Genomic DNA, 22,241 nt, shown 5'->3' with positions numbered 1-22,241 from the left:
ATACTGAATATCCCACGAAAATATCTCGCAACCTGTTTGGGAAAAATAGGGAAATGAAAGAATGAAATGGAAGATTTTTGACAAAGTGGTTGCACCTTATTATATGCAAAAATGCGTTTCCGACCGTAGCGAGGAATTGCATTTTTGCCACCCGATTTTTCGTGTCAAGGGACTTTTATCGGGTGGGTGCGGAAGTCTTTCAGATTATGAAAAAATCCTCTGTATTCCGTCATTCCATAACGAAACAAATTCCAAAGCAAAGAACAACCCATTTGCGCCAATGACGAATTAATAAATAAATCCTGTTTTTCCAATGCTTCAGCTAAACTGCAACTTGGCGTGTCGTCCTGCTCTTCAGACTGTTTTAAAAGTTCGCCAAATTCATCGGTAACCAATGGCAGGCTTGCCACCGTTTCGTATTTCTCGGAATTGGGTTGTTTAATTCTTCCTATTGTAGATAGTAGCACTTGTCCTGTGTGCTGGCTGTTACCGAAATCTAACCAATACCGTGGGCGGTTGGAATAGGCTTTACCGTTGTTCAGAATATTCAAAATATCCGCAATCCCAAACCTTGCTTTTACGCTGTCCACGCAAGAAATATAAATACTTGCTCCTGCATTTTCGGGCAATTTATCCAAACGGTCTTTTTCAAATTTTACCGTTTCGGCTTTCCAATTTGTTCCCGAAAATCGGTTGGCTCTGTTAATTAGTGCAACGGATTTGTACAATCCAATTTCACATTCTGCAAAACGCTGTCTGCCCAAATTTGCTTGGGTAATTACATCATCATCCCAAAGGCGGATTTGTAGTCCTGCGTGTCCCAACTCAGTTAAACTGTGGTTCATTTCCATTAAGGCGGTCAAAACCTTTGAACCTGTTCCACCTGCACCGATTACATTTATCAAAATCGGATTGGTAGGATTGATTAAATCTCTGTCTGTAAAATGTATTTTTTGTTTAGCTGTATTCATCACAATAGGTTTTTAAGTGTTTTGTTATTTGGTTTCAATACTTCTTTTGGAAAGGGGGTGTCTGTACCAATTAGGTCTTTCCAAATGGTTACACAATTTCCTTTTATCGGATTGTAATTCCCCAATAAATGGCTGAAATAACTGTTGAAAAAATAGCTTTCCCACGCTTGTATAAATTCTTCCACCGAAGCCGAATTTTGAATATCAATATTTACTGTTCCCATACATACATTGCCCTTTTCGTAAATATTGAAGAAAGGTGCGTAATGCAGTAGCGTTTTCTCGGTGGGTCTTCTGTCGTTTGTCAAAGCAAATACCATAAGACTACTTTTACTCGCTAACCAAAGCATTGGAGGTACTTGTGCTTTGCCGTTGGGTACGCCCAAACCGTTTACAAAATATAGTTGCCGTTGCTGTGCTTTGGTGTACCAAAGTACCGTACCTTTTTCACTTGGATTGATATGTAGAATGTTAGTCGGAAAAATTCCCTTTGGTTTTAAAAAGGCTGTGTTCTTTTCTTCATCGGTCTGTAATGATTTTGCTAACACATTGGCTTCTTTTACGGTCAAAGGGTGTGCATTGATAGGGTTTCCGTTTCTATCCATATCAAAATGCTCTACATACATATTTGTATTTATACCTTTGGTTTCATAAAAAACCAAAGCAGATTTCGGGTGGTATAATGTGCCAAAATTCTCGGTTATGTCAGTTAGATTTTTCATTTTTCTGTTGTTTTATATTCATAAAGCAATCCGCATAAATCGTTTAATATGGGAAACAAGCGGTTTTCAAAATCAAGGTTAGTATATGTTTTCTCGCTTTCGTCAAAGGGTTTGCTAATCGTTGGTTCTGCCATTGCTCCATACTCATTAAATTCATTGTTAATGCTATCTGAAAGACGTTCATACAGCCAACCTTTGGTATCTGCTACAAATGAAATGTACTTTTCCATTCCAAGGATTTCATTGTCGTAATCATTGTCGTAAGGGTCTTGTTCGGAAATGGGTGCATTTTTAAAAATACTTGCTATTGGATATTCCGTAAAAAGTTCAAAAACTTTACAAGCTACTTGCCAACATTCTTGGTCAAATTCATCAAGTTTTTTGAAGTTTTTTAAACGCTCTTCAAATAGTTGTAAATTGATACGGTTGAATATTTTCTGTTCTATTTTGTCGCCAATTTGTTCGGCTTGCCTTAACTCACTTTTATATTTCTCCGTTTCGTCCGTTTCATTGTCCTGTTCCACCCAATCGGTCATCATTTCATACATCCAATACAGATAACTATTTTCTTGTCTGTAATACGGAATATCAGCAATGTGATACAGATAACTACATACGGAAACCACTAATTGAGCGGTCTTTTTACGCCTTTTGTCTTTGAGCATTTTAAAGAGCGGAACGATAGGAATATAATACAAGGTCGTTTTTGTATCGTATCGTTCTTCACTAATAAAAAATGTTTTCTTACTGTCCTGTACCAATAGCAAACTATCCAAATTTGCATTGGTTCGTTTTAACTTGCTTTCTATATCACAAATCGCCAAAGCGATATTGTAAGGATAGCCGTAAATTTGGGTTTGCATCGGTTCTATGCCATAATGCTCGGCAAGTTTGGAAAGGGATTGATAAAAATCCCTCTCTGTTTTTGCAGTTTCCTTACAAGCCTGTACGGATTGTTCCGTTTTCAGTTTAGGCAGGAATACACACTTTAGAAAACCATTGGCAACATTGCTATTGGTACGGCTTTCCGCTTGTCTTTTTGTACTTGGTTTGCATCTTTTGGTCTTTGCATCCATTGTGCGAACTCGCCCAATTGTCGGTGCAATTGCCGTTGTCTTTTCTGTTCGGGTATGCTGATAATTCCCGATAGGATATGTGATTGCATAATTCATCGTTTTGATTTTTGGTTTAACCTTTTGTACCCATTACGCTTTCAAATTTGTACTCAATTGCATCGTCTTTTATTAGCGGTGCAGATACTTTTGCCGTTGTAAGTATCGGATACAAATTGGCGTAAAAATTCATTACGGCTTCCACGCTCCAACGTGGTTCGGGGTCGGTCAGTCTAATGTCCTGTCCTTTATCTTTGAGTATAAAAACTCGCTTTAATTGCGTTGCTACTAACATAACTCTGATTTTTTGGATTAATATTCTTGTTTTTCGTCCGTTTCATCGGTAGGATAATTTACTGCAACTTCTTCCTCTTGTTGCAGTTCGGGTTTTACTTCTTCCATTGCTCCAAAAAGGCTCGGTGTTGCAAACTTTTCAGACAATGCGTTTTTACGTTTGCGTATCTCGTCCCCTTTTTCGGGAAACTCTGTTATCTCGGGTACTTTCATCCACGCTTCACGGAATTTGCCTTCTTTTTCTAGTTCTTCCGCCTTTGCCATTCCATCTTTAAATTTCTTGTCTTTGGCTTCTTGTTCTTTCTTCTGTTTATCGGCTTTTTCTTTCTCCATAGCCGATTGTTTTTTGACTTCTTCCATTTGTTTTAGAAATTTCTCCATATCCATCATTAAACCCGAAACGGTTTGGATAGGTGCGGTTATTTGATCAAAAAATCCATCGTCAAACTCTTGTGGCGTTGCATTAAATGTCAATGGCGGAATTAAGTTTTTGGCGTTATCTCCGCATTGTTCGTTGTTGAGGATAACCGAAACAATTAGGTTGTTTTCTGCTCCTTTTGAAATATTCAGTTGTAATACTCCTGTAAAGTCCAACTGTGCTATCTGATTGAAAAAATTAGTATTCATTGCTATAAAATTTAAGATGTTGTTAATTGCGTATTGATTGCTCTTAGTTTTTCGTACATATCTGACCAATAGGTTTTTTGTCTTTTGTCAAACTCCGAAAAATTGCTGTCCTCGTGGTTATATTCTTTGTATCGCCTTGCTATTTTTATAGCTTCCTTTAAATCTGTTACTTCGATTTGGCAACCATTTATGTCTGTTACGTTCATAGCTGTTTTATGGTAGGCTATCACCGCTTAAGGCGGTAGCCTATAGTTATTTAATTGAGGTTTAAGATTTCCGCACCGTCCAATGCAAAGGCAGTACACAATTCAAATGCTTTTTGAGATTTGAGTTGAGCTGTTCCACCCAATACAATACTCTGCAACTTGGCTTCATCATTTTTGTAATTGCGTACATTCTGATAGTATCCTGTAACGGCATTGTATGCTCCGAACAATGTTCCTTTTGTAGTGTCCATTTGTTGCGTGTCGCTCATCATTGCGTAAGAAAAAGCATCGTCAACGGTGTTTTTAAATAAGGTTGAAATTTCATCTTCTGCACCTTTTTTAATTAACTCAAGCGTTTCTTTATTCGGGCAAAGTGCCAATTGGATTAGCTTTCTTACTTCTCGGTCTGTAACTTTTACGCTTGCCCACTCATTAAAAATATTCTCTAATTGGTTGCTCAAAGTGTTCGCTAGTCCCATAATTTTATGGGCGTTTTCGATACGTTGTTTTGCTCCCGAAGTATGTTTGATACGAACTACATTGGTCATACTACGTAGCGAAGCATTCAGCGTATTTTGGCAAACTATTCTAACAGGTGTAAATGCGGCTGTGATACTTCCGCTACCATCGTGCGAAGTAGTTAAGAAAATGTACTTTTCTGTTACATCATCGCCATTACCTACACGGATATAGTCGGGCAATTTGGCTGTGATAAATATGCGCTCTCCGTTGCCTAACGCTCCTGCGGTTTCATACAGAATACCCTCGCCACCTCCTACAATAGCATCAAAGAAATTGAATGCTTCACGGTTTTGTACGATGTGGTAATCTTTACCCACCACGCCCAATACTGCGTTGTTATCGTTACGGATGTTTGCAAAATAGTTAGGAACTTCAATTTCAGTATCTTGCATAACAATACCCTCGGTTATTTGAATAATTCCTGAGCCATTAGTATATAAAGGTCTTTTTACCACTTCGTAATCTAACCCTGCGTGTTTTATAGCTTCCTCGCTCGTTGGGTACTGCTCTACGATTTGCCCTAAACCGTGCCACGCTTTTTGTTGAACGCTAAAGAATGAATAACGTCCTGTTCTCTCGTTGAAATTGATATTATGTGCCATAATGCTTAAAATTTATAGTTTGAAAAATGATTAAATACTCGTTGTTAAAATGGGAGGTCGTCTTCCGTACCTTGTTTTGTAGTTTTGTTACTTTCAGTTTGCACAGTAGCTTGTACGGTATCAGTTTTTCTACTGCCTCCGTGTAGTTTGATTTGTGAGGTATGAAAATTCAGTCCTGCTCTTAATTCTCCGTCATTACCTGTCCACGCTCTTGTACTTACTCTTCCCGATAGTTCTACCAAAGTGCCTTTTGTGAGTAGCAAGGCTACGTTTGGGCTTATCCAATAGGAGCAGTCGAAATAAGTCGTCTGTTCTATGCGTTCGCCCTGTTTGTTACGGTAGCTGTCGTTGATTGCTACTGAAAAGTTTACTACTTGTTTTTGCTGTGACGTTGTGCGTACTTCCGCATCTCTCGTCAATCGTCCTGTGATGTTCATGATTTCTACTTTTTTGAGTTATTAATTTTTTTTTTAATTTATTCGGTAATGAGAGGAGGTGCTGAAGTTTCGTTTCTCTTTTACCATTTCTAATGCTGTATTTTTTCATTTCTGACATTTTTTTTATTCGTCTAAAGAGCCGGAGTATGCTTTGTTTCGTTTCACGAGCATAAAAGGTTCGTGTTTAGCAACAGCAAGGTTTTGACAAAAAATACGACCCGAATGGGTGGAGATTTTTTGGCAAACCCGCAGGGCTTGACCTTGCTGTTGCGTAAAGAACACGGAAATACCTTTGCTCTTGAAATGGGACAAAACAGCATACTGGCTCTTGGATAAAAACCTGTGTGGAAGCCAATGGAAAAGGCATTAAGAACTGGTCTATGTGATTACAAAACCAGCATTTATCTGGCAGAATTTTTAACTATTTTTAAGTGTTGGTGGCTATGAAAGCCACTAAAAAGATATTGGAAAATTTTGACTGGGGTTTTTTCTAAATTTTTGAATATGTTTTTCAGTATATCCAACCAAAGCTCTTTTATGCGAAGGGGGTGAGGAAAGGAAATAAATGTGTTTTGGGGATAAAAAGTGTGGGCATAAAAAAAGCAGAACCGTTAAGTTCTGCTTACTATCATTGTTATTCTAAATATCAAATGGTTTAAGTAAAGGCTTTTTCCATTGACTTAAATTTATGCGATATTAAATCCATGTCTTTATTAATCTTCTGACTGGTTATCTTGGCATAATTTTTTTCTTTCATTGTATTATTTTATACAAATTAAAGAGCAATTATTTTTTATTCATAGAAAGTGTTAATAAAAAGAAACTTTCTTTTAGAGCCATTACACTATGGATAATGTTTTCTTCTAATGCTATCATTTGCCCTTTTTCTAGAATTACACTTTGCATTTCAGTAACAAAATTTATTTTCCCTTCTAAGGTTTGAATACTGATAACTCCATTTGCTTTATGCGATTTTAATTCTGCATTTTCGTGCAATCCCATTAAAACGATTCGCATAGTTTCTGATTTGAAAACAGTAACAGAATTACGGTCGTTCGTTTTCCATGTTGGTTCATTTTTTATTTGTTCAATAAATATATTCAAATCCATCTCTACTAATTGAGCATTCAAAACTCTGTCGCCTTCTGGGCGTTGAGAGGTCGATTCATTTGATTTATTTTCCATATTTTTATTATTAGTGTTAAGTTGTAATTTTTCAATTAAGGTTGAAGTCACATCGTCCGACGAAATGCCGTAACCATTGACTAAAAGTCCTTTTACTGCAAATTTTTCTGAAGAAATAGCATATAATATAGACTGATAATCGGGATCAGAAGTGCCTTCGAATCTATAAATTTTGTCAATTTGAAAATCATCTGGTGATAAAGTAACATTGGTTTGTCGACATACAATACATTCTTCATGAATATTAAAATCATGACTGTAACCTAACTTGGCTAAACCATTTATAGTTTCAGATAATGTTCCAAAACTTTCATTCAAATTAATCTCATTCATCTTTTACGGGTGTTTTTTTGTTATTAAATAATGGAAAAGGAAGAGAGGAATTATGCGGATAAATTTGATGTAGAAACATTCCAATCCTTACAAATATAGTTAAACTTAAGGTTAATATTTTATATATCAGTGCACTATTTATCACTAAATTCAGTAATTTTGCATAGTGAAACATTCAGTAAACATAGCGACAATTTTTCCCAAACACTTGTTTTGGGATATGGATTATACTAAACTTAGTCTTTCCAAAGACAAGGCTATTATTATACCAAGGGCTTTGTATGCAACAACTCCAGAAACATTTGAAGCAGACATTCTAAAATTAGAAGCACTATATTCCACTAAAGACATTGTTAAATACCTAAAATTAACAACAGAGAATATCAGTAACAAAGTTTGTATAAGTGTAGCAAAAAGATACAATGTAAAGCCATTTCTTCGTTTTTCGCTATAATTTATTAAGGCAGTTACTCCAGCAATAATTTTAGCCATCATAGAATTACAAACATTACCAACAGTATCAAAATTTACTTTAGGGGGTGGCACAAATCTGGCATTACAATTCAATCATAGAGTTTCTGATGATGTAGATTTCTTTTTCGATGGAATAATTGGCAAAGAGGAATTTAAAAATATCGAAAATGAAGTTAAAAACTACTTTGGTACAAAAGCAAAAAGCTTTGACGATCCTTGTGATATAAACGACCAATATTGCTTTCTGCGTTTCTTTCTTGATTTAGAAGATGGGGTAACCATAAAAGTGGAAATACTTCAAAATATGAAGAATTTATTCGATGTAGAAGTAAATCAAGGAATAAGATTACTTTCAAAAAAAGACATTGGTCTGTTCAAATTAATCAGTACATCAAACCGTTCTACCAAAAAAGATATTTATGATTTAGACTTCATAACCGATACAGTTTCATTAATCGATTTATATGAAGACTTAAAAGTCAAAACACTTAAATTCAACAAAGAAGAAGATAAAACTATATTTGATTTAAGCAAAAACAAAACACCAATTGACAATCCGGAATTATTATTAAAGTTTGATAATAATTCCGATTATTCAAAGTTTCCATCACATACAAATCATAGAGGGAAGCAAAACTTGGATTGAAGCAAAAATAAGTTGGCGTTCAAAAGTAAGACGCCTTTACAGCCATTTAGGCAAAGATTTCCCTGGGCCAAAAGGAATAAAAATCAAATAACCAACAAAGTTGCATTTATCTTAAAATTCAATTTAAACAATCATAATTTATATAAAATTATAGTACATTTACACAGTATTTTTTACAAAAATTTTGAAGTACACTTTTAAGTACGCAAGTTCTAATTAAACACTGAAAAGTCCAGTATTTACTGGGGTTTATAAAATATACTGTGGAGCCTCTTTCTCCGCAGAATTAAAACCCTAACGATTGATTGTCAATTAGTTAGGGTTTTTTGTTTGATGAATATCCCCATGTTTTTTATAAAAATATTTTGTTGTAAAGCTTATCACTATTAAGTAAATTTGGTTAACCATTAATTATTAATGGGATCAATCCCAAAACCTGTGGAGCGACAAGAATTAGGATCAATCCCAAAACCTGTGGAGCGACAAGAATTAGGCATAAATAGTAGTTAGCCTAAAAAGAAAGAATTCTACATTTCGAACACCTCTAAACTGAGATCTAAAAGCTTTTATTTTGGCGTTAAAGGATTCTGCTGATGCATTAGTACTTCTGTTATCAAAATAGTTTAATATGCTTTGATAATGATTCATTATCGATCTTGAGATTGTATTGAAAGACTTAAAACCAGATTGATTTAGGATCAATCCCAAAACCTGTGGAGCGACAAGAATTGGATCAATCCCAAAACCTGTGGAGCGACAAGAATTAGGCATAAATAGTAGTTAGCCTAAAAAGAAAGAATTCTACATTTCGAACACCTCTAAACTGAGATCTAAAAGCTTTTATTTTGGCGTTAAAGGATTCTGCTGATGCATTAGTACTTCTGTTATCAAAATAGTTTAATATGCTTTGATAATGATTCATTATCGATCTTGAGATTGTATTGAAAGACTTAAAACCAGATTGATTTACTTTTTCATGCCATTTAGCTAGTCTGGCAAAACCAATGATTTTATCCGTTGTGTTTTCAAAAATGTTCCGTAATTCTTGAGATAGATTGTAAGCTTCTTTTATGTCGGGATATAATTCAAACAACAATAATGCTCGTTGTAATTGATTCGCCGTCCATTTTGATTTATTCTTGTATAAGAAATACCTACTTCTAGCAAGTAACTGCTTAATAGTATCTCCATTAGTCAATACTTCAGGCTCAAACCTTTTCTTGTTTTTCTTCGCTTTTTCTATTGCCTGATTTTCTTGGTCTATAGCTTGCCAACGGTATTTAATTCTTATTTCCTGTAAAGCTTCTGTAGCCAATTTTTGAACATGGAACCGGTCGATGACGCGAGTAGCATTAGGGAAACATTTTTTAGCAATCAATCCCATGTTTGCTGCCATGTCAAGAGTTATTTCGGTAACAGAATTTCGTAGTTTAAGCGGTATTTTTTCGATAATAGCAATTACTGTTTCTGCTTTGGTTCCAGCAATCATAGCGACTATAGTTCCTTTCTTTCCCTTTCCAGCTTTGTTGGTCAAAATAGTATAGAGTTCGCCATTGGACAAGGAGGTTTCGTCAATTGATAAGCGTTTGCCTATGTTTTCTGGAAATATAAGCCATTGTTTTGCGTGTAGTTTTTGATCCCATATTTTGAAATCACTTAAGAAATCTTTGTATTGATGTTGTAGATTCTTACCGCTAACGCCATAGAAAGAGGCGATAGCATTGCAATCATTAGGCTTGGAATCTATGGATCTCTTTTAAAAAAGACGCAAACTCCTGTGTCACCCGAGTTCCGTCTGCTACTAAATTCCAATCTCTAAAAACTACTTTTCCAGTATCTTCATTCAGCCATCTTCTTCGAGTGATATGAAGATATACCTGATGCCCACGAATAGGGAAATCCTGAACTGTTATTTCATCAAAGAATCCTTTTGAGCTCAATTTTGATTGTCGATGTTCTTTAGGAATTGAATTAATCTCCTTTAAGTAAAGATGAAGTATCTCTTCCTCTTTTTTATAGGAAGTCAGTTCAAAGTATTCAACTATAATTTCAGGAAGTAACAACTTGAGAAGGTCGACAAAAGAATCTTGCATTTGTATTAAATTTTAAAATGCAAATATCTAAATTTAATATTTCCCCACAACATTTAGACTTGATCCAAGAATTAGGCATAAATAGTAGTTAGCCTAAAAAGAAAGAATTCTACATTTCGAACACCTCTAAATTGCGATCTAAAAGCTTTTATTTTAGCATTAAAGGATTCCGCTGAAGCATTCGTACTTGTATTAGGATCAGGAATAAAAGTTGGAGAATAAGCAAATAATTGTTTTCTAGCCCAATAAAACAAGCGTATTATTGTAAATTTTGATTCTTATTTATGCGCTTAATTTTTTATTAAAATTAGATGCTTGTCCTAGTTCCATTTCTGCATTGGGATAATGCGTCTTAAAAGAATATGTAACCTAGTATTGTTATAAAATAGCATATACCTCTTTAGTATTTGCTTCATACCAAAACAAAAATCACGATCAAATACTTAAACTAATAAATAGGTGTTTTTTTAGTTTAGATACAATAGGATCAAGTCTAAAAGTTGTGGGGAAATATAAAAATAGAGATATTTGTATTTCCAAATCAGATACAAATGCAAGATTCTTTTGTCGACCTTCTCAAGTTGTTACTTCCTGAAATCATAGTTGAATACTTTGAACTGACTTCCTATAAAAAAGAGGAAGAGATACTTCATCTTTACTTAAAGGAGATTAATTCAATTCCTAAAGAACATCGACAATCTAAATTAAGTTCAAAAGGGTTCTTTGATGAAATAACAGTTCAGGATTTCCCTATCCGTGGGCATCAGGTATATCTTCATATCACTCGAAGAAGATGGCTGAATGAAGATACTGGAAAAGTAGTTTTTAGAGATTGGAATTTAGTAGCAGACGGAACTCGTGTAACCCAGGAGTTTGCGTCTTTTTTAAAAGAGATCCATAGATTCCAGCCCAAATGATTGTAATGCTATCGCCTCTTTCTATGGCGTTAGCGGTAAAAATCTACAACATCAATACAAAGATTTTCTAAGTGATTTCAAAATATGGGATCAAAAACTACACGCAAAACAATGGCTTATATTTCCAGAAAACATAGGCAAACGCTTATCAATTGACGAAACCTCCTTGTCCAATGGCGAACTCTATACTATTTTGACCAACAAAGCTGGAAAGGGAAAGAAAGGAACTATAGTGGCTATGATTGCAGGAACCAAAGCTGAAACGGTAATCGCTATCATTGAAAGAATCCCTCTTAAACAACGAAATCTAGTCACCGAGATAACCCTAGATATGGCAGGAAATATGGGGCTCATTGCCAAGAAATCCTTTCCTAATGCAACTCGCGTAATCGACCGGTTCCACGTTCAAAAATTGGCTACAGAAGCTTTACAGGAAATAAGAATTAAATACCGTTGGCAAGCTATAGACCAAGAAAATCAGGCAATAGAAAAAGCGAAGAAAAACAAGAAAAGATTTGAGCCTGAAGTATTGACTAATGGAGATACTATTAAGCAGTTACTTGCTAGAAGTAGGTATTTCTTATACAAGAATAAATCAAAATGGACGGCGAATCAATTACAACGAGCATTATTGTTGTTTGAATTATATCCCGACATAAAAGAAGCTTACAATCTATCTCAAGAATTACGGAACATTTTTGAAAACACAACCGATAAAATCATTGGTTTTGCCAGACTAGCTAAATGGCATGAAAAAGTAAATCAATCTGGATTTAAGTCTTTCAATACAATCTCAAGATCGATAATGAATCATTATCAAAGCATATTAAACTATTTTGATAACAGAAGTACTAATGCATCAGCAGAATCGTTCAATGCAAAAATAAAAGCATTTAGATCTCAATTTAGAGGGGTTCGAAATGTAGAATTCTTTCTTTTTAGGCTAACTACTATTTATGCCTAATTTTTGCTGCTCCACAGGTTTTGGGATTGATCCATACAATAATGTTGGGCACAAAAAAAGCCCCGTAAAAACGGAGCTTTTTCTTTTTTAATAAGTAAAAGAATTAGTCTATATTAAGTCTAAAACTTCAAGTCGTTCTTTTGCTAAAATATATCTCGCACGAACATCCTCAATTTGTTCTGGCGTTAATTTTTTACCAAGGGTACGAAGTCCACCTGTGGCATCATTATGATGAATTCCAAAGGCATATTTAAGATATTCCATAAGTAATGGCTGCGCATCTAGGTATGAAATAGAATTCATAGCCTGAGAAATTTGGTTTGCTTTAGCCCATTCTCCATTTACTACATACTCTTGCATAGTAACACTAGCTTTTGGGAAGATACAACCTACACCTGTAATGCCACCACATGCTCCAGCAAGTCCTGCGTGTACCGTTACGGTGTCAACTCCTGCTAATACCTTTAAATCTTTGTTCTCTAACATTAGTGTTTCAATAACAGAAACATCTATAGTTGATATTTTAAGAGCAGTTACATTAGGAAGAACAGAAATTCTTCTAAGAATATCTGTTGAAAGTGCATGGTATCCGGCTGCATCAGGATTGTTATAAGGCATGATGGTTATGCCTGCACCTCTTGCTGTTACTTCAGCAAGTTCATAGTACGCATACATTTCTTCTTCAGAAGGAACCGCTGTAGTTTTTGGTGGCATTACCATAACAGTATCCACTCCAACGGTTGCAAGATCTGCAACGATTTTGGCTAGCTCTTCTTTGGTTTCTGCTGCAGCTCCACTGATCAATGGTACATTGTACTCTTTAGCAACTTCAGAAAGGGCTTTAAGTAACGAAAGACGTTGTTCTGAGCTTAGGTAGCTATTCTCACCTAGAGTACCAGAACCAACAAGTCCGCCCATTCTACTTCCTCCTTTTCCTTGAACTTTTAAAATATCTGAAGCGAATTTTTTTGTTGCTTCTAGGTCAATTTCAAGAGCACCGGATTCGGACTCTTTCAGCCATGTAAAAACAGCCGGCATAACGCTATATCTCCAGTCTAAATTATTTGTTTCTTTCATATTAATTCTTAATGTAAAATTATGTCAATAAATTTTTTTACAAAAATATGCAAAATTATTCAAAAAGCTTCAAATCCGCCAGAGAAGAAATGAAATATGTCACTTGTCAGGTTTAAATCTTTATCCCTGTAGGTAATTGATCTGTTATGCTTATCAAATAGGGGCTTATTTTAAGAAACATTGTTCTGAATTGGAATTATTATTTCAAGAAGTTTAAAAATAAGGAAAATTTTTTTATACGGCACCACAATGCTCTAGTGTTTGTGGCTGTTGCGGACTTGGTAATCTCTCAAATTTCTGCTTTGTAGAATGTGGTTGCGAAGTAGTAATACCGCTAAAACCCACTATATCCAAACAGCTTTTTAAGCCAGCGTTTTTATTCCATTGATTTTATTGATTTTATTGATTTTTCGTATATGTTATGCGTTAGAATACTAGATTCAATTAATTAATACAATTTTCCAAAAAAGAGATATGCTATTTTTTGGACAGAAAGGCCCTAAAATTCGTCTCTTTCTAAAGAAGTAAATTGTTTCAGTTATTGTGGATCAAAGTTCTAGATAATGAGCTATTTAGACCCGTGACCAAAGATATACTAGTAGAGCAGCATTTCAGCGAAAGCGAAATAGTACGAGCGATAAAAAAAGATACGTCCGTTTTTACTCAAGAATTAAAATGTTATTGCGATTTATGCACAGGGAAATATAATTTTGGATCGAAGAGCAATTTGATTTAGAGCAACGTTTTGGAGATTTACAATAATGCTCTTGTTATCTAGGGTTCGAAACACATGACAATCGTCTTAACCAATTTGCAGATTCTGTGAAATTATCGTTTTTAATTGTATATTCGTTAGACCAAAAATAATCGTATCTAAAACTTGCAAACTAGTTAAGGCGGGAGCGTTGGCAGACATTGGACGTAAAAAATGGAAAACAGAAAAAGAAACCCTAAATTAAAACAAACTTAAATATTAATTAAAACAAATGTAAAATTATTAAAATTGACTTTCGGACTTAATTTGAAGTTAGTATTTAAACGAAAGTTTAGACTTTTTTAATCCGCCACAACTCAAGGTGGCGAAATGTTGTATTACATACCAAAAAACCAGCCGCACAAACAGCATATTTGGTATTGCCGAAACACAACCCAAGGCTAAAAAAAAGCTATTTTTTGCCCACGTTAAAAAAAACAAGAGAATGAATACATTTAATGACATAAAAGAACTGGTTTTCGCTTTGAATAGGGAGTCAAAACTGATTTCTGAAATGTTTAGCAAAAGAAAATCTATTGATTATAAATTGAGTGATGCAATAGAGTTGGTTGATTATGACGAAAATAGAATAGACTTCTTAATACAAAGGTCTGTAATAAGAGAAAATGGAGCAATATTAGAACTTGACGACCTATTTTTAGAGTTTTTTGAACAGGTTTTAGATGTTAATGAGGAAATCAATTTATCATATATTGATGAAAATATTAAAAACATAAAAGAAAATATTCATTATTTCCTAAATGAAAATAATGAAAACACCAAATATGGGTATCTACGGTTTATAAAAAAGGCGTTTCGAAAAATTGGGCTCGTTACACTAAGAAGCGTTGTGGATTTAAGACGAAATACGGATAACACTTTTAAAAACGAATCGAATTACAAAAACAAACAATTAAAACTAGAAAGCCTAGATGAAAAACGAACAGGAATCAAAAATTTGATAAGGCAAACATTAAAGATTGTAAACCAAGAGGAAGTCACCTTTTTTAACAGAGCGTTAGATGAAGAATTAAATATAATCATTATTGACCTAAAACTTCAACTAGGAGAATGTTCACACAATTTAATAGAGATAGAAAAACAGATAATTGATTATCTGAATCAAATAAAAATCCACGGCAAATTCTTAGAAAAGTTACGAAAATTAAAATACCTAAAAGACCATTTCTTAATTGAAGCCGAAACCGATATTAAACAAATTGTATCCAATAAAAATCACGTAATTTTTGAAACCAGAACTAGTGAACCTTTAAATCTATCCTTAGATTTTTTAAGAGAAGATGAAAAAGCTTTTGAACTAATTAAAAGAAATGCAAAAAACCATAAAGACCGAAAACTCTTTAAGACAGAATTGGCGGATAGTATTTCTAATGAATTTCTCGAAAATAGTACTGTAGAAGAAATAATGATAAATTATGAGGAAATCAAAAATAGTTTTATTGCAACTAGCGATAACTTATTCCATTTTATTTTGAATTATGACTTTTCAAAAAATGTTGAGTTTAATGAGCGGGTTACCATCTTCTGCCATGTCATTTCACTTTACGAGCAAGATTTAGACATAAAAAACAATTTTCAAACAACCAATGATATAGAATATGCAATTGTAATGGCAAAATAGATTTATGATAACTAAATACACTTCAGATATATTTGATGTGCTTCGTAAAGGACAATTTATCTGTTCAAACAGTCCGAACGAACACATCCAAACACTCTATAAAATTTTAGAAGATAGCGATACTTTTGAGGATTTATACCACTATTTCTATCAAATTAATTATATTTTAGAACAAGGCAACGAATATTTTTATTTTACCCGAAATGAAAGAAATGTAGATTTAGACAGAAAATTGGATAAAGCATTTGGTTGGATCGATATGTTAGATTTTTTCAAAACGTTTGATTCTTCATTTGATGTTGGCTATAGATTTTCCCCTTCGGATGTTGTTAATCAGTTGAAAAACAATGCGGATTTGAAGTCTAAATTGGATAATTTCAAAAAAATAGGTACCGATAAAAAGAATTATACCGATAGAATAAAAAAAATAATTGAAAAGTTAGAAAAAGACAACTTTATAACTTTGGAAAACGAAATGTCCGAAACGTATAAAGTACTAACTTCATTCAATTACCTTAAAGATGTTATTTCAATTATAAATATCCCTGAAGAAATAGAAAATGAGATACCTGAATAAAATAATATTTATAAATAGTGCTTCGGTAAAATATACTGAGATTGAATTGGATGGTAATGTGCATTTGATTGGCACACAAGGTGTGGGAAAAAGCACATTGCTTCGTGCTATTTTATTTTTTTACAATACAAACAAAACCAAACTCGGTATTCCAAGAGAGAAGAAAGGTTTTGATGATTATTATTTTGAATTTCAAAACTCGTACATTATTTATGAAATCATAAAAGACACTATTCCTTATTGCGTGTTAGCATATAAATTCAATGGCAAAGTCGCTTTTAGATTTTTCAATTCTGCATACAAAAGAGAACTATTCATTGATGAAAATAATAGAGCTTTTGAAAGTTGGGAGAAAATAAGGAATGCATTTGGTAGGGAGGTTCATTACAGCTCTTTGGTAACTAGTTATGAAGAATTTAGAAAGATAATATATGGAGATAATAAAGGGCTAAAGCCCGATTTTAGAAAATACGCACTAATTGAAAGTAAACAATTCCAAAATATCCCAAGAACGATTCAGAATGTGTTTTTAAATACAAATTTGGAAGCTAAATTCATCAAAGACACCATTATAAAATCCTTAAATGAAGATGAATTTATTATTGATATTGAGAATTATTCCAAAAACCACTTACGTGATTTTGAAACTCAAATAAATGATATTAGGATATGGTTTAAAGAGAACAAAAAAGGACAAATAATCATAAGAGATCAAGCGCATAAAGTAATTGATAAATACAGAATACGGAACTTACTTAGACGAGAAAAAAAGGTGCTTGCAATTGAATTGGCATCCAGAATTGAATTTATACGTAGAAAAAAACCAATTTTAGATTCTGACCATATACGCAAAAACGAAGTCTTAATCAAATTTTGGAATCAAAGAGAAAAATTAAATGAAATTCATAAAAAAAGAGAACAAAAATTAATTTCGGAAATAGATTATATTAAAAAAGAACTCTCAAAAGCAAAGGATAAGCAAGCGGAATATAGCAATTTGGATATTGATCAAATTATTCAAAAAGTGTATCGAAAAGACGCTTTAACCAATGAACTCAAAGCCTTAGAAGAAGAAAAGCAACTGCTTACTTCTAAATTTTCAGAACTTAACCAAAAATATGAGGCTTTAATTGCACAATCCCAAAATCAAAATCAAGAATTTGCAAATCAAAAAACTGCTGAAATCAATAATCTCAATAGTAGCTTTGCAGATACTAAAACTACAATCCTTAGCAATTATCAAGAAATAATTAACCAAATTAATAAAGACAATAAGGCTGAAAAAGAAAAGGCAATACATACTTTAAACACAATTTCGGATAATGAAAACAAGGTCAAAAACAAAAAATCGGAATTAAAACACCAAACTTTTTTTATTCAAGATATTGAGAATTGCAAGGATGCTAAGAAAAAGTTTGAAGTGAATATTGCAAAGTCTAAAAGCACGATTTTAGATTCTAAAAATCAAATCACAACCACTCGCAAAGAAGGGGAGTTTGAGGCTAAGGAAGTCCAAAGAGATTTTCAAATGGTATTAGACCAGCAAACAGAAAAAAATCAAAAGCTATCAGAAAAAATCCAAAAAATAGAAAACAAAATTAACCAAAGTAAAGTATCACTCTATGGATGGTTAAACGATAAGTATCCAAATTGGGAAAACAGTGTAGGAAAAGTGATAGATGAAGAAAATGTACTTTTTAACACCGAATTAAATCCAAAATTAGTGGATTTAAAAACGACCTCTCTTTTTGGTATTGAACTCAATTTAAACTCATTAAGCAGTCGTGTTAAAACTGTTAAAGAATATAACCAAGAAGTATCCGATTATAAAAAACAGATTGCAGCAATTCAAAATAAGATCCATCAATTAAGTTCGGAAAAGGACCATAACCTACAAAAGCTAAAAATAAAATTCGGTAAAAAAATCAATATATACCAAGATGCTATCTCAGAAAACGAATATATTATATCGCAAAACGAAAATAAACTTAAGAAAAATAAAGTCGAATTAGACCAATGGATTGAAAAATCCGAACAGGAGAAAGACGCCCTGTTACGGCAATTAGAAAATAATTTAGAAGAATTTGCTTCTGAAAAATTGAAAGAGCAAATTAATCTCGACAGTATTAAAAATGGAATAAAAAGGAAAATAACTTTAAAAGAAAACGAGAGAAATGCCGAATTAGAAAACTTGGAAAAAGTTAAAAATGATAAGGTTACTGTTTTGAAAGCTTCCATTTTAGCAAACAATACAGCAACAGCCAAACGTATTCAAGAATTAAAAGAAAAGCAAACTAAAGAACTGGATCATAAAGGTGCTGATACGAAAAGACTTTCTGTAATTGATGGTAGATTAGAAGAAATTCAAAAAGGCTTAGCGTTTATTAAAGAAAACGAACGCCTTGTAATTGAATATGAAAAAGACAAAAGAGAACTTTTTGATAGTGTACCAAAGTTAAAAGCAAACAAAGTTAGCGAAGAAAAGAAACAGGAAATAATTACAGACGAGCATAAAATTGAAATGAACAAAATGAATCATAAGTGTTCCAAACAAGAGGATGCTGTAAAAATAATAAAATCTGATATTGCTGAATTTGATTCAGACCTAGATAAGTATGAAGCATTCAAAATATCAGATACTTTTTCTAGTATTCAAAAATATTTGTTAGCTGAAGTAAAAGAGTTAGAATACACCAAAACTGCGGTTTCAGTTATTGCAGAAATAAATAGTAATTACTATAGAGAGATGGATACTTTTAAAGAATTGCAGCAAGCCACTAATACTTTTATAGGAAATTTTGGCGAACAAAATATCTTTAGTTTTAGAGTGAAACTTAATGAAGATGACGATTATTTAAACTTTGCGTCCGACCTCAAAGAATTTATTGAAGAAGACAAAATAGTCGAATTTGAAAAAAGAGTTAACGAACGCTTTGCAAATATTATTCACTTAATAGGAAGAGAAACCACCGAACTAAATTCTAAAGAAGCCGAAATTGAAAAAATAATCCGAAAAATAAATAATGATTTTGTTACTAAGAATTTTGTTCAAGCCATTAAGGAAATGGAAATGCGAACAAAGGAGAGTTCTAATCCAATAGTAAAATTGTTAGTCCAAATAAAAGATTTTAATGATGAGAATAGCTTGGTAATGGGCGAAACAAACCTATTTACAACATCAGATAGAAATTCAAAGAATCAAAAAGCAATAGATTTATTAAAAAAATTGATAGAAGAAATTGAGAAAACAAAAAGTTCCACATTAACCTTATCCGAATCTTTTGATTTACAATTTAGAATAGTTGAAAATGATAATGATTCAGGTTGGGTTGAAAAACTTTCAAATGTGGGTAGTGAAGGAACAGATGTTTTGGTAAAGGCAATGATTAACATTCTGCTTTTAAATGTATTTAAAGATAATGCTTCCAGAAACTTCAAAGACTTCAAATTGCATTGTATGATGGATGAAATAGGAAGGCTTCATCCGAATAACGTTAGTGGTATTTTAAGGTTTGCAAACGAAAGAAATATATTATTGATTAATGGTTCGCCAACTAGTCAAAATGCTACGGATTATAAATATACCTATAAGTTAGCAAAAGAACCATCTAAAATAGACACAAAAAAATATATTACAAAAATCAATAAATTGGTAAAAGTAAACGCTAAAGTTCTTAATTAATGAAGTTATCCTTAAATATAGCAAAAGTACTAGCTCGATTAATCAATGGGGAGACCATCTCTAATAGTACAGCTAAAAGTAAGCTTATTGAAGACTTAATTGCTGAAAACATTCTATTCAGGAAAGGAAAACACAAAAAATCTTTAGAACTCATTAATGAAAAAAGCTTACGAATATACTTATCTAATCAATTACAAATTAACAACCTGAACGAGTATATATTTGCGTTAGAAAATCATGATTCTACTCGTGCAGAATTCGTAAAAATTACCACAGATTCCAAATATTCAAAGGAAAGAGCATTTAAAGGTTTTTTGATAAACAGTTATATCGTAATAAACGCCAAATTGAATAATGAAAACCTAACTATTTATCCAGTATTTGGAAGCTTTACTTTTATCTATGATTATGAAACCTTTAAAATTCCAACAGATATAACTATAGTTGGTGTCGAAAATGCTAAAAACTTTAGTTGTATTCAAGAACAAGAGTACCTTTTTAAAAACATTAAACCTTTGTTCATATCCCGTTATCCACAAAACCAAAACAAGGATTTTATAAAATGGATGCAGTCTATACCAAATAATTACCTGCATTTTGGAGACTTTGATATGGCAGGAATTGGAATATATCTTAATGAATACAAATGTCATTTATTAAATAAAGCCTCATTTTATATACCTAAAAATATTAAAATGGATATTTGTAAATACGGTAATAGAGCACGATTTGACAACCAAAAAGCAAACTTTGATCTTAAAAAGATACAAGAGAAAAAAATCTTAGATTTGATATTGATAATAAATTCAGAAAAAAAAGGACTAGATCAAGAATATTATATAAAATCCAAAGCATAAAGACCGATAAACCTACAATTTGTACAAGCCATTACGCAGACCAAAATTACAAATGTGTATGTCTTTACTAAGGCAACAAACAGAGAAAAAAAATAAAAGATAACATGAATTCATTTTTTTAATTTACAGTTAGATGAATTTAGCCAATTTCCCCAAATACAAAACAATCTTTCCATTAAGCCCAATGTCCAAATCTGTTATAGTTGCTGTTTGCGGCTGGTACTATTTATTGGAATAGATTTCCAACTCTTGTAAAAATATTTTTTTTCTTGGTTTTGAGAATTATTATCGAACCCAATAATGCATCACTTAAAATCATTTCTATTTTTAGGTCGCTTTTAGTTTTATAAACTTCAACTTCTTTTGTTTCCATAACAATATAACTAAATATGAGAACAACGCTATCTTTGAAATCCTCAATAGGTATTTTGATTAAAAAGTCTCCATCAATATTTGATTGCACATTGTTTTTCGTGCCTTTTTGAACAATATTAATTCCTAGAATAGGATAGCTTTTCTAATCATTATTTTTTAGTTTTTCCAATATTTTTCTATTGAACTCGATAAATTCTATAGAGCTTTTTTGATTTAGATTATTATTGGATTTCTTTTCAACAATTTCAGTTTTTGACTTTTCACTTTGTGAAAAAACAGATGTAGTCAAAAGTAAGGATGAAAAACCAAGAAGTATTCCATGGTACTAACTTTCTTGCGCCTCAAGCAGTTTGCAGGCTTTGGAGACGGTTATTTTCCGTTAAAGATAAATTTCTTGCGAAATGTGAACGTGAACTTATCACAAAATGCGCAATTGCGATAAACGACTGTTTGCAACAGTTATTATTGTTAATGTATAGTAACTTTTCTACTTACATCTTCCAGCCAATATTCTTTTTTATCACGATTTTTTTCAAAAAGTTGAGGGTTTAATATTGAAATTTTCCATTGCCACATTTGTTTATCACGTATTTCTATGTCATGTTCTTTGCCGTTAAAAACACCTTCTCCCGGTATTTCATAACAAATTTGAGCGACATAAATTTTTTCTCCAAATCTTTTAATATCTTCAGGACTTGTTATGGTAATTTCTAAAACTATTGCTATTTCTTTAGAGTATTCACTACCACAAGTTTCCAACAATGTGTTTTTTTCTAATTTGCCTTTGAACTTAAAGTGTTTAGATGAAAGATCACCTTGTGCATTTGTCTGTAACCAAAATAAAATAATTATTATAATACTATAGTTCTTCATAATTGTTGCTAACGGTTTGTGTATGGTTAGTAGCGTGTTAAAATTCCTGTGTTTTTCAATTTAAAAATAACCCGTCTTGTCCTAGCCTATGTTGACCTTTTTTTTTGTTAAAAATTAGGTTAAAAATGACCAAATCCGTTTGCCAATTTTGGTTTAGGTTTTTTTAGTTTTTTCTTCAAAAAAAATGAAGATTAAAGAAGTGGCATTTTGAAAATGCCATCTTCATTTTCTTTGACTATGATTTTAGCACTCTTCGAGTTGCTCCTCAGTATTGCTCGTTTCCATCCTCACATAGCATT

24 protein-coding genes and 1 pseudogene are annotated in these 22,241 nt (G+C 32.7%); 9 read left to right on the top strand and 16 right to left on the bottom strand.

Features of this window, described 5'->3' with window-relative positions:
- Positions 1 to 164 precede the first annotated feature (164 nt).
- Genes LB076_RS12290 through LB076_RS12255 form a run of 8 tightly spaced genes read right to left on the bottom strand, consistent with a single transcriptional unit; the run spans position 165 to position 5,493 of the window.
- Positions 165 to 971, bottom strand: coding sequence for a PRTRC system ThiF family protein (locus tag LB076_RS12290; protein ID WP_066336825.1), 807 nt, complete (start codon positions 969 to 971; stop codon positions 165 to 167).
- Positions 971 to 1,693 carry a PRTRC system protein B gene (locus LB076_RS12285; RefSeq protein ID WP_066336827.1) on the bottom strand — a complete coding sequence of 241 codons (723 nt, stop codon included), beginning with the start codon at positions 1,691 to 1,693 and terminating at the stop codon, positions 971 to 973. Before LB076_RS12285 ends, LB076_RS12290 begins: the two co-directional genes overlap by 1 nt.
- Positions 1,690 to 2,865, bottom strand: a complete 1,176-nt coding sequence (locus LB076_RS12280) for a hypothetical protein (protein WP_066336830.1) — start codon at positions 2,863 to 2,865, stop codon at positions 1,690 to 1,692. The genes LB076_RS12285 and LB076_RS12280 overlap by 4 nt, the downstream gene beginning before the upstream one ends.
- Positions 2,866 to 2,881: 16 nt before the next feature.
- On the bottom strand, positions 2,882 to 3,100 hold the full coding sequence (locus tag LB076_RS12275) for a PRTRC system protein C (protein WP_066336833.1): 219 nt from the start codon (positions 3,098 to 3,100) through the stop codon (positions 2,882 to 2,884).
- Positions 3,101 to 3,117: 17 nt separating this feature from the next.
- Positions 3,118 to 3,726 carry a PRTRC system protein E gene (locus tag LB076_RS12270; RefSeq protein WP_066336841.1) on the bottom strand — a complete coding sequence of 203 codons (609 nt, stop codon included), beginning with the start codon at positions 3,724 to 3,726 and terminating at the stop codon, positions 3,118 to 3,120.
- 11 nt (positions 3,727 to 3,737) lie between these two features.
- Positions 3,738 to 3,932, bottom strand: a complete 195-nt coding sequence (locus LB076_RS12265) for a hypothetical protein (protein ID WP_066336844.1) — start codon at positions 3,930 to 3,932, stop codon at positions 3,738 to 3,740.
- A 50-nt stretch (positions 3,933 to 3,982) separates the two neighbouring features.
- Positions 3,983 to 5,056, bottom strand: a complete 1,074-nt coding sequence (locus LB076_RS12260) for a DUF932 domain-containing protein (protein ID WP_066336847.1) — start codon at positions 5,054 to 5,056, stop codon at positions 3,983 to 3,985.
- 44 nt (positions 5,057 to 5,100) lie between these two features.
- On the bottom strand, positions 5,101 to 5,493 hold the full coding sequence (locus LB076_RS12255) for a single-stranded DNA-binding protein (RefSeq protein ID WP_066336850.1): 393 nt from the start codon (positions 5,491 to 5,493) through the stop codon (positions 5,101 to 5,103).
- Positions 5,494 to 5,694: 201 nt separating this feature from the next.
- Here LB076_RS12255 and LB076_RS14140 point away from each other — a divergent pair, with 201 nt between their 5' ends.
- Entirely contained in the window at positions 5,695 to 5,829 is a 135-nt protein-coding gene (locus tag LB076_RS14140) for a hypothetical protein (RefSeq protein ID WP_257785934.1), read from the top strand.
- Positions 5,830 to 6,279: 450 nt separating this feature from the next.
- Here LB076_RS14140 and LB076_RS13715 read toward each other — a convergent pair whose 3' ends face one another.
- On the bottom strand, positions 6,280 to 7,011 hold the full coding sequence (locus LB076_RS13715) for a cupin domain-containing protein (RefSeq protein ID WP_078055318.1): 732 nt from the start codon (positions 7,009 to 7,011) through the stop codon (positions 6,280 to 6,282).
- A gap of 220 nt (positions 7,012 to 7,231) precedes the next feature.
- Between LB076_RS13715 and LB076_RS14195 the strand changes: the two genes are divergently transcribed.
- Positions 7,232 to 7,465, top strand: coding sequence for a hypothetical protein (locus LB076_RS14195; RefSeq protein WP_078055319.1), 234 nt, complete (start codon positions 7,232 to 7,234; stop codon positions 7,463 to 7,465).
- Positions 7,466 to 7,468: 3 nt separating this feature from the next.
- Positions 7,469 to 8,131, top strand: a complete 663-nt coding sequence (locus LB076_RS13705; RefSeq protein ID WP_078055320.1) for a nucleotidyl transferase AbiEii/AbiGii toxin family protein — start codon at positions 7,469 to 7,471, stop codon at positions 8,129 to 8,131.
- Between the two features lie 489 nt (positions 8,132 to 8,620).
- On the opposite strand, the gene LB076_RS12225 is transcribed toward LB076_RS13705, so the two are convergent.
- The 4 genes and pseudogenes from LB076_RS12225 to LB076_RS13700 form a co-directional block, all read right to left on the bottom strand.
- Positions 8,621 to 8,902 carry a transposase gene (locus LB076_RS12225; protein WP_078055321.1) on the bottom strand — a complete coding sequence of 94 codons (282 nt, stop codon included), beginning with the start codon at positions 8,900 to 8,902 and terminating at the stop codon, positions 8,621 to 8,623.
- Positions 8,895 to 9,848, bottom strand: coding sequence for an ISAon1 family transposase (locus tag LB076_RS12220; protein ID WP_198402045.1), 954 nt, complete (start codon positions 9,846 to 9,848; stop codon positions 8,895 to 8,897). Before LB076_RS12220 ends, LB076_RS12225 begins: the two co-directional genes overlap by 8 nt.
- Before the next feature lie 13 nt (positions 9,849 to 9,861).
- Entirely contained in the window at positions 9,862 to 10,224 is a 363-nt protein-coding gene (locus tag LB076_RS12215) for an ISAon1 family transposase N-terminal region protein (protein WP_070786662.1), read from the bottom strand.
- A gap of 71 nt (positions 10,225 to 10,295) precedes the next feature.
- Positions 10,296 to 10,418 (bottom strand): annotated as a pseudogene (locus LB076_RS13700) (transposase); the annotation flags it as partial.
- Positions 10,419 to 10,775: 357 nt separating this feature from the next.
- Here LB076_RS13700 and LB076_RS12210 point away from each other — a divergent pair.
- Positions 10,776 to 11,141, top strand: a complete 366-nt coding sequence (locus tag LB076_RS12210; protein WP_066334588.1) for an ISAon1 family transposase N-terminal region protein — start codon at positions 10,776 to 10,778, stop codon at positions 11,139 to 11,141.
- Positions 11,122 to 12,105 carry an ISAon1 family transposase gene (locus tag LB076_RS12205; RefSeq protein WP_070786672.1) on the top strand — a complete coding sequence of 328 codons (984 nt, stop codon included), beginning with the start codon at positions 11,122 to 11,124 and terminating at the stop codon, positions 12,103 to 12,105. The genes LB076_RS12210 and LB076_RS12205 overlap by 20 nt, the downstream gene beginning before the upstream one ends.
- A 108-nt stretch (positions 12,106 to 12,213) precedes the next feature.
- On the opposite strand, the gene LB076_RS12200 is transcribed toward LB076_RS12205, so the two are convergent.
- Positions 12,214 to 13,143, bottom strand: a complete 930-nt coding sequence (locus tag LB076_RS12200; protein ID WP_232505656.1) for a dihydrodipicolinate synthase family protein — start codon at positions 13,141 to 13,143, stop codon at positions 12,214 to 12,216.
- A gap of 1,238 nt (positions 13,144 to 14,381) precedes the next feature.
- Here LB076_RS12200 and LB076_RS12195 point away from each other — a divergent pair.
- From LB076_RS12195 to LB076_RS12180, 4 genes are read left to right on the top strand one after another with little or no spacing between them, the layout of a single operon-like run.
- Positions 14,382 to 15,578 carry a hypothetical protein gene (locus tag LB076_RS12195; protein ID WP_066337133.1) on the top strand — a complete coding sequence of 399 codons (1,197 nt, stop codon included), beginning with the start codon at positions 14,382 to 14,384 and terminating at the stop codon, positions 15,576 to 15,578.
- Positions 15,579 to 15,582: 4 nt separating this feature from the next.
- A complete protein-coding gene (locus LB076_RS12190) occupies positions 15,583 to 16,155 on the top strand; it encodes a condensin complex protein MksE (RefSeq protein WP_078055328.1) in 573 nt (190 codons plus the stop codon).
- Positions 16,139 to 19,837 (top strand): ATP-binding protein, encoded by a 3,699-nt coding sequence (locus LB076_RS12185; protein WP_066337125.1) that lies wholly within the window; start codon positions 16,139 to 16,141, stop codon positions 19,835 to 19,837. Before LB076_RS12190 ends, LB076_RS12185 begins: the two co-directional genes overlap by 17 nt.
- A complete protein-coding gene (locus LB076_RS12180; protein WP_066337122.1) occupies positions 19,837 to 20,694 on the top strand; it encodes a DUF7281 domain-containing protein in 858 nt (285 codons plus the stop codon). Before LB076_RS12185 ends, LB076_RS12180 begins: the two co-directional genes overlap by 1 nt.
- A gap of 226 nt (positions 20,695 to 20,920) precedes the next feature.
- Here LB076_RS12180 and LB076_RS12175 read toward each other — a convergent pair whose 3' ends face one another.
- Positions 20,921 to 21,157 carry a hypothetical protein gene (locus LB076_RS12175; RefSeq protein ID WP_066337116.1) on the bottom strand — a complete coding sequence of 79 codons (237 nt, stop codon included), beginning with the start codon at positions 21,155 to 21,157 and terminating at the stop codon, positions 20,921 to 20,923.
- Positions 21,158 to 21,537: 380 nt separating this feature from the next.
- On the bottom strand, positions 21,538 to 21,942 hold the full coding sequence (locus LB076_RS12170; protein ID WP_066337115.1) for a hypothetical protein: 405 nt from the start codon (positions 21,940 to 21,942) through the stop codon (positions 21,538 to 21,540).
- Positions 21,943 to 22,241 lie beyond the last annotated feature (299 nt).

The organism is Flavobacterium crassostreae, assembly GCF_001831475.1.
GTDB lineage: Bacteria > Bacteroidota > Bacteroidia > Flavobacteriales > Flavobacteriaceae > Flavobacterium > Flavobacterium crassostreae.
The sequence above is the reverse complement of the archived record's forward strand: the minus strand, read 5'-3'. Positions and strand labels throughout refer to the sequence as shown.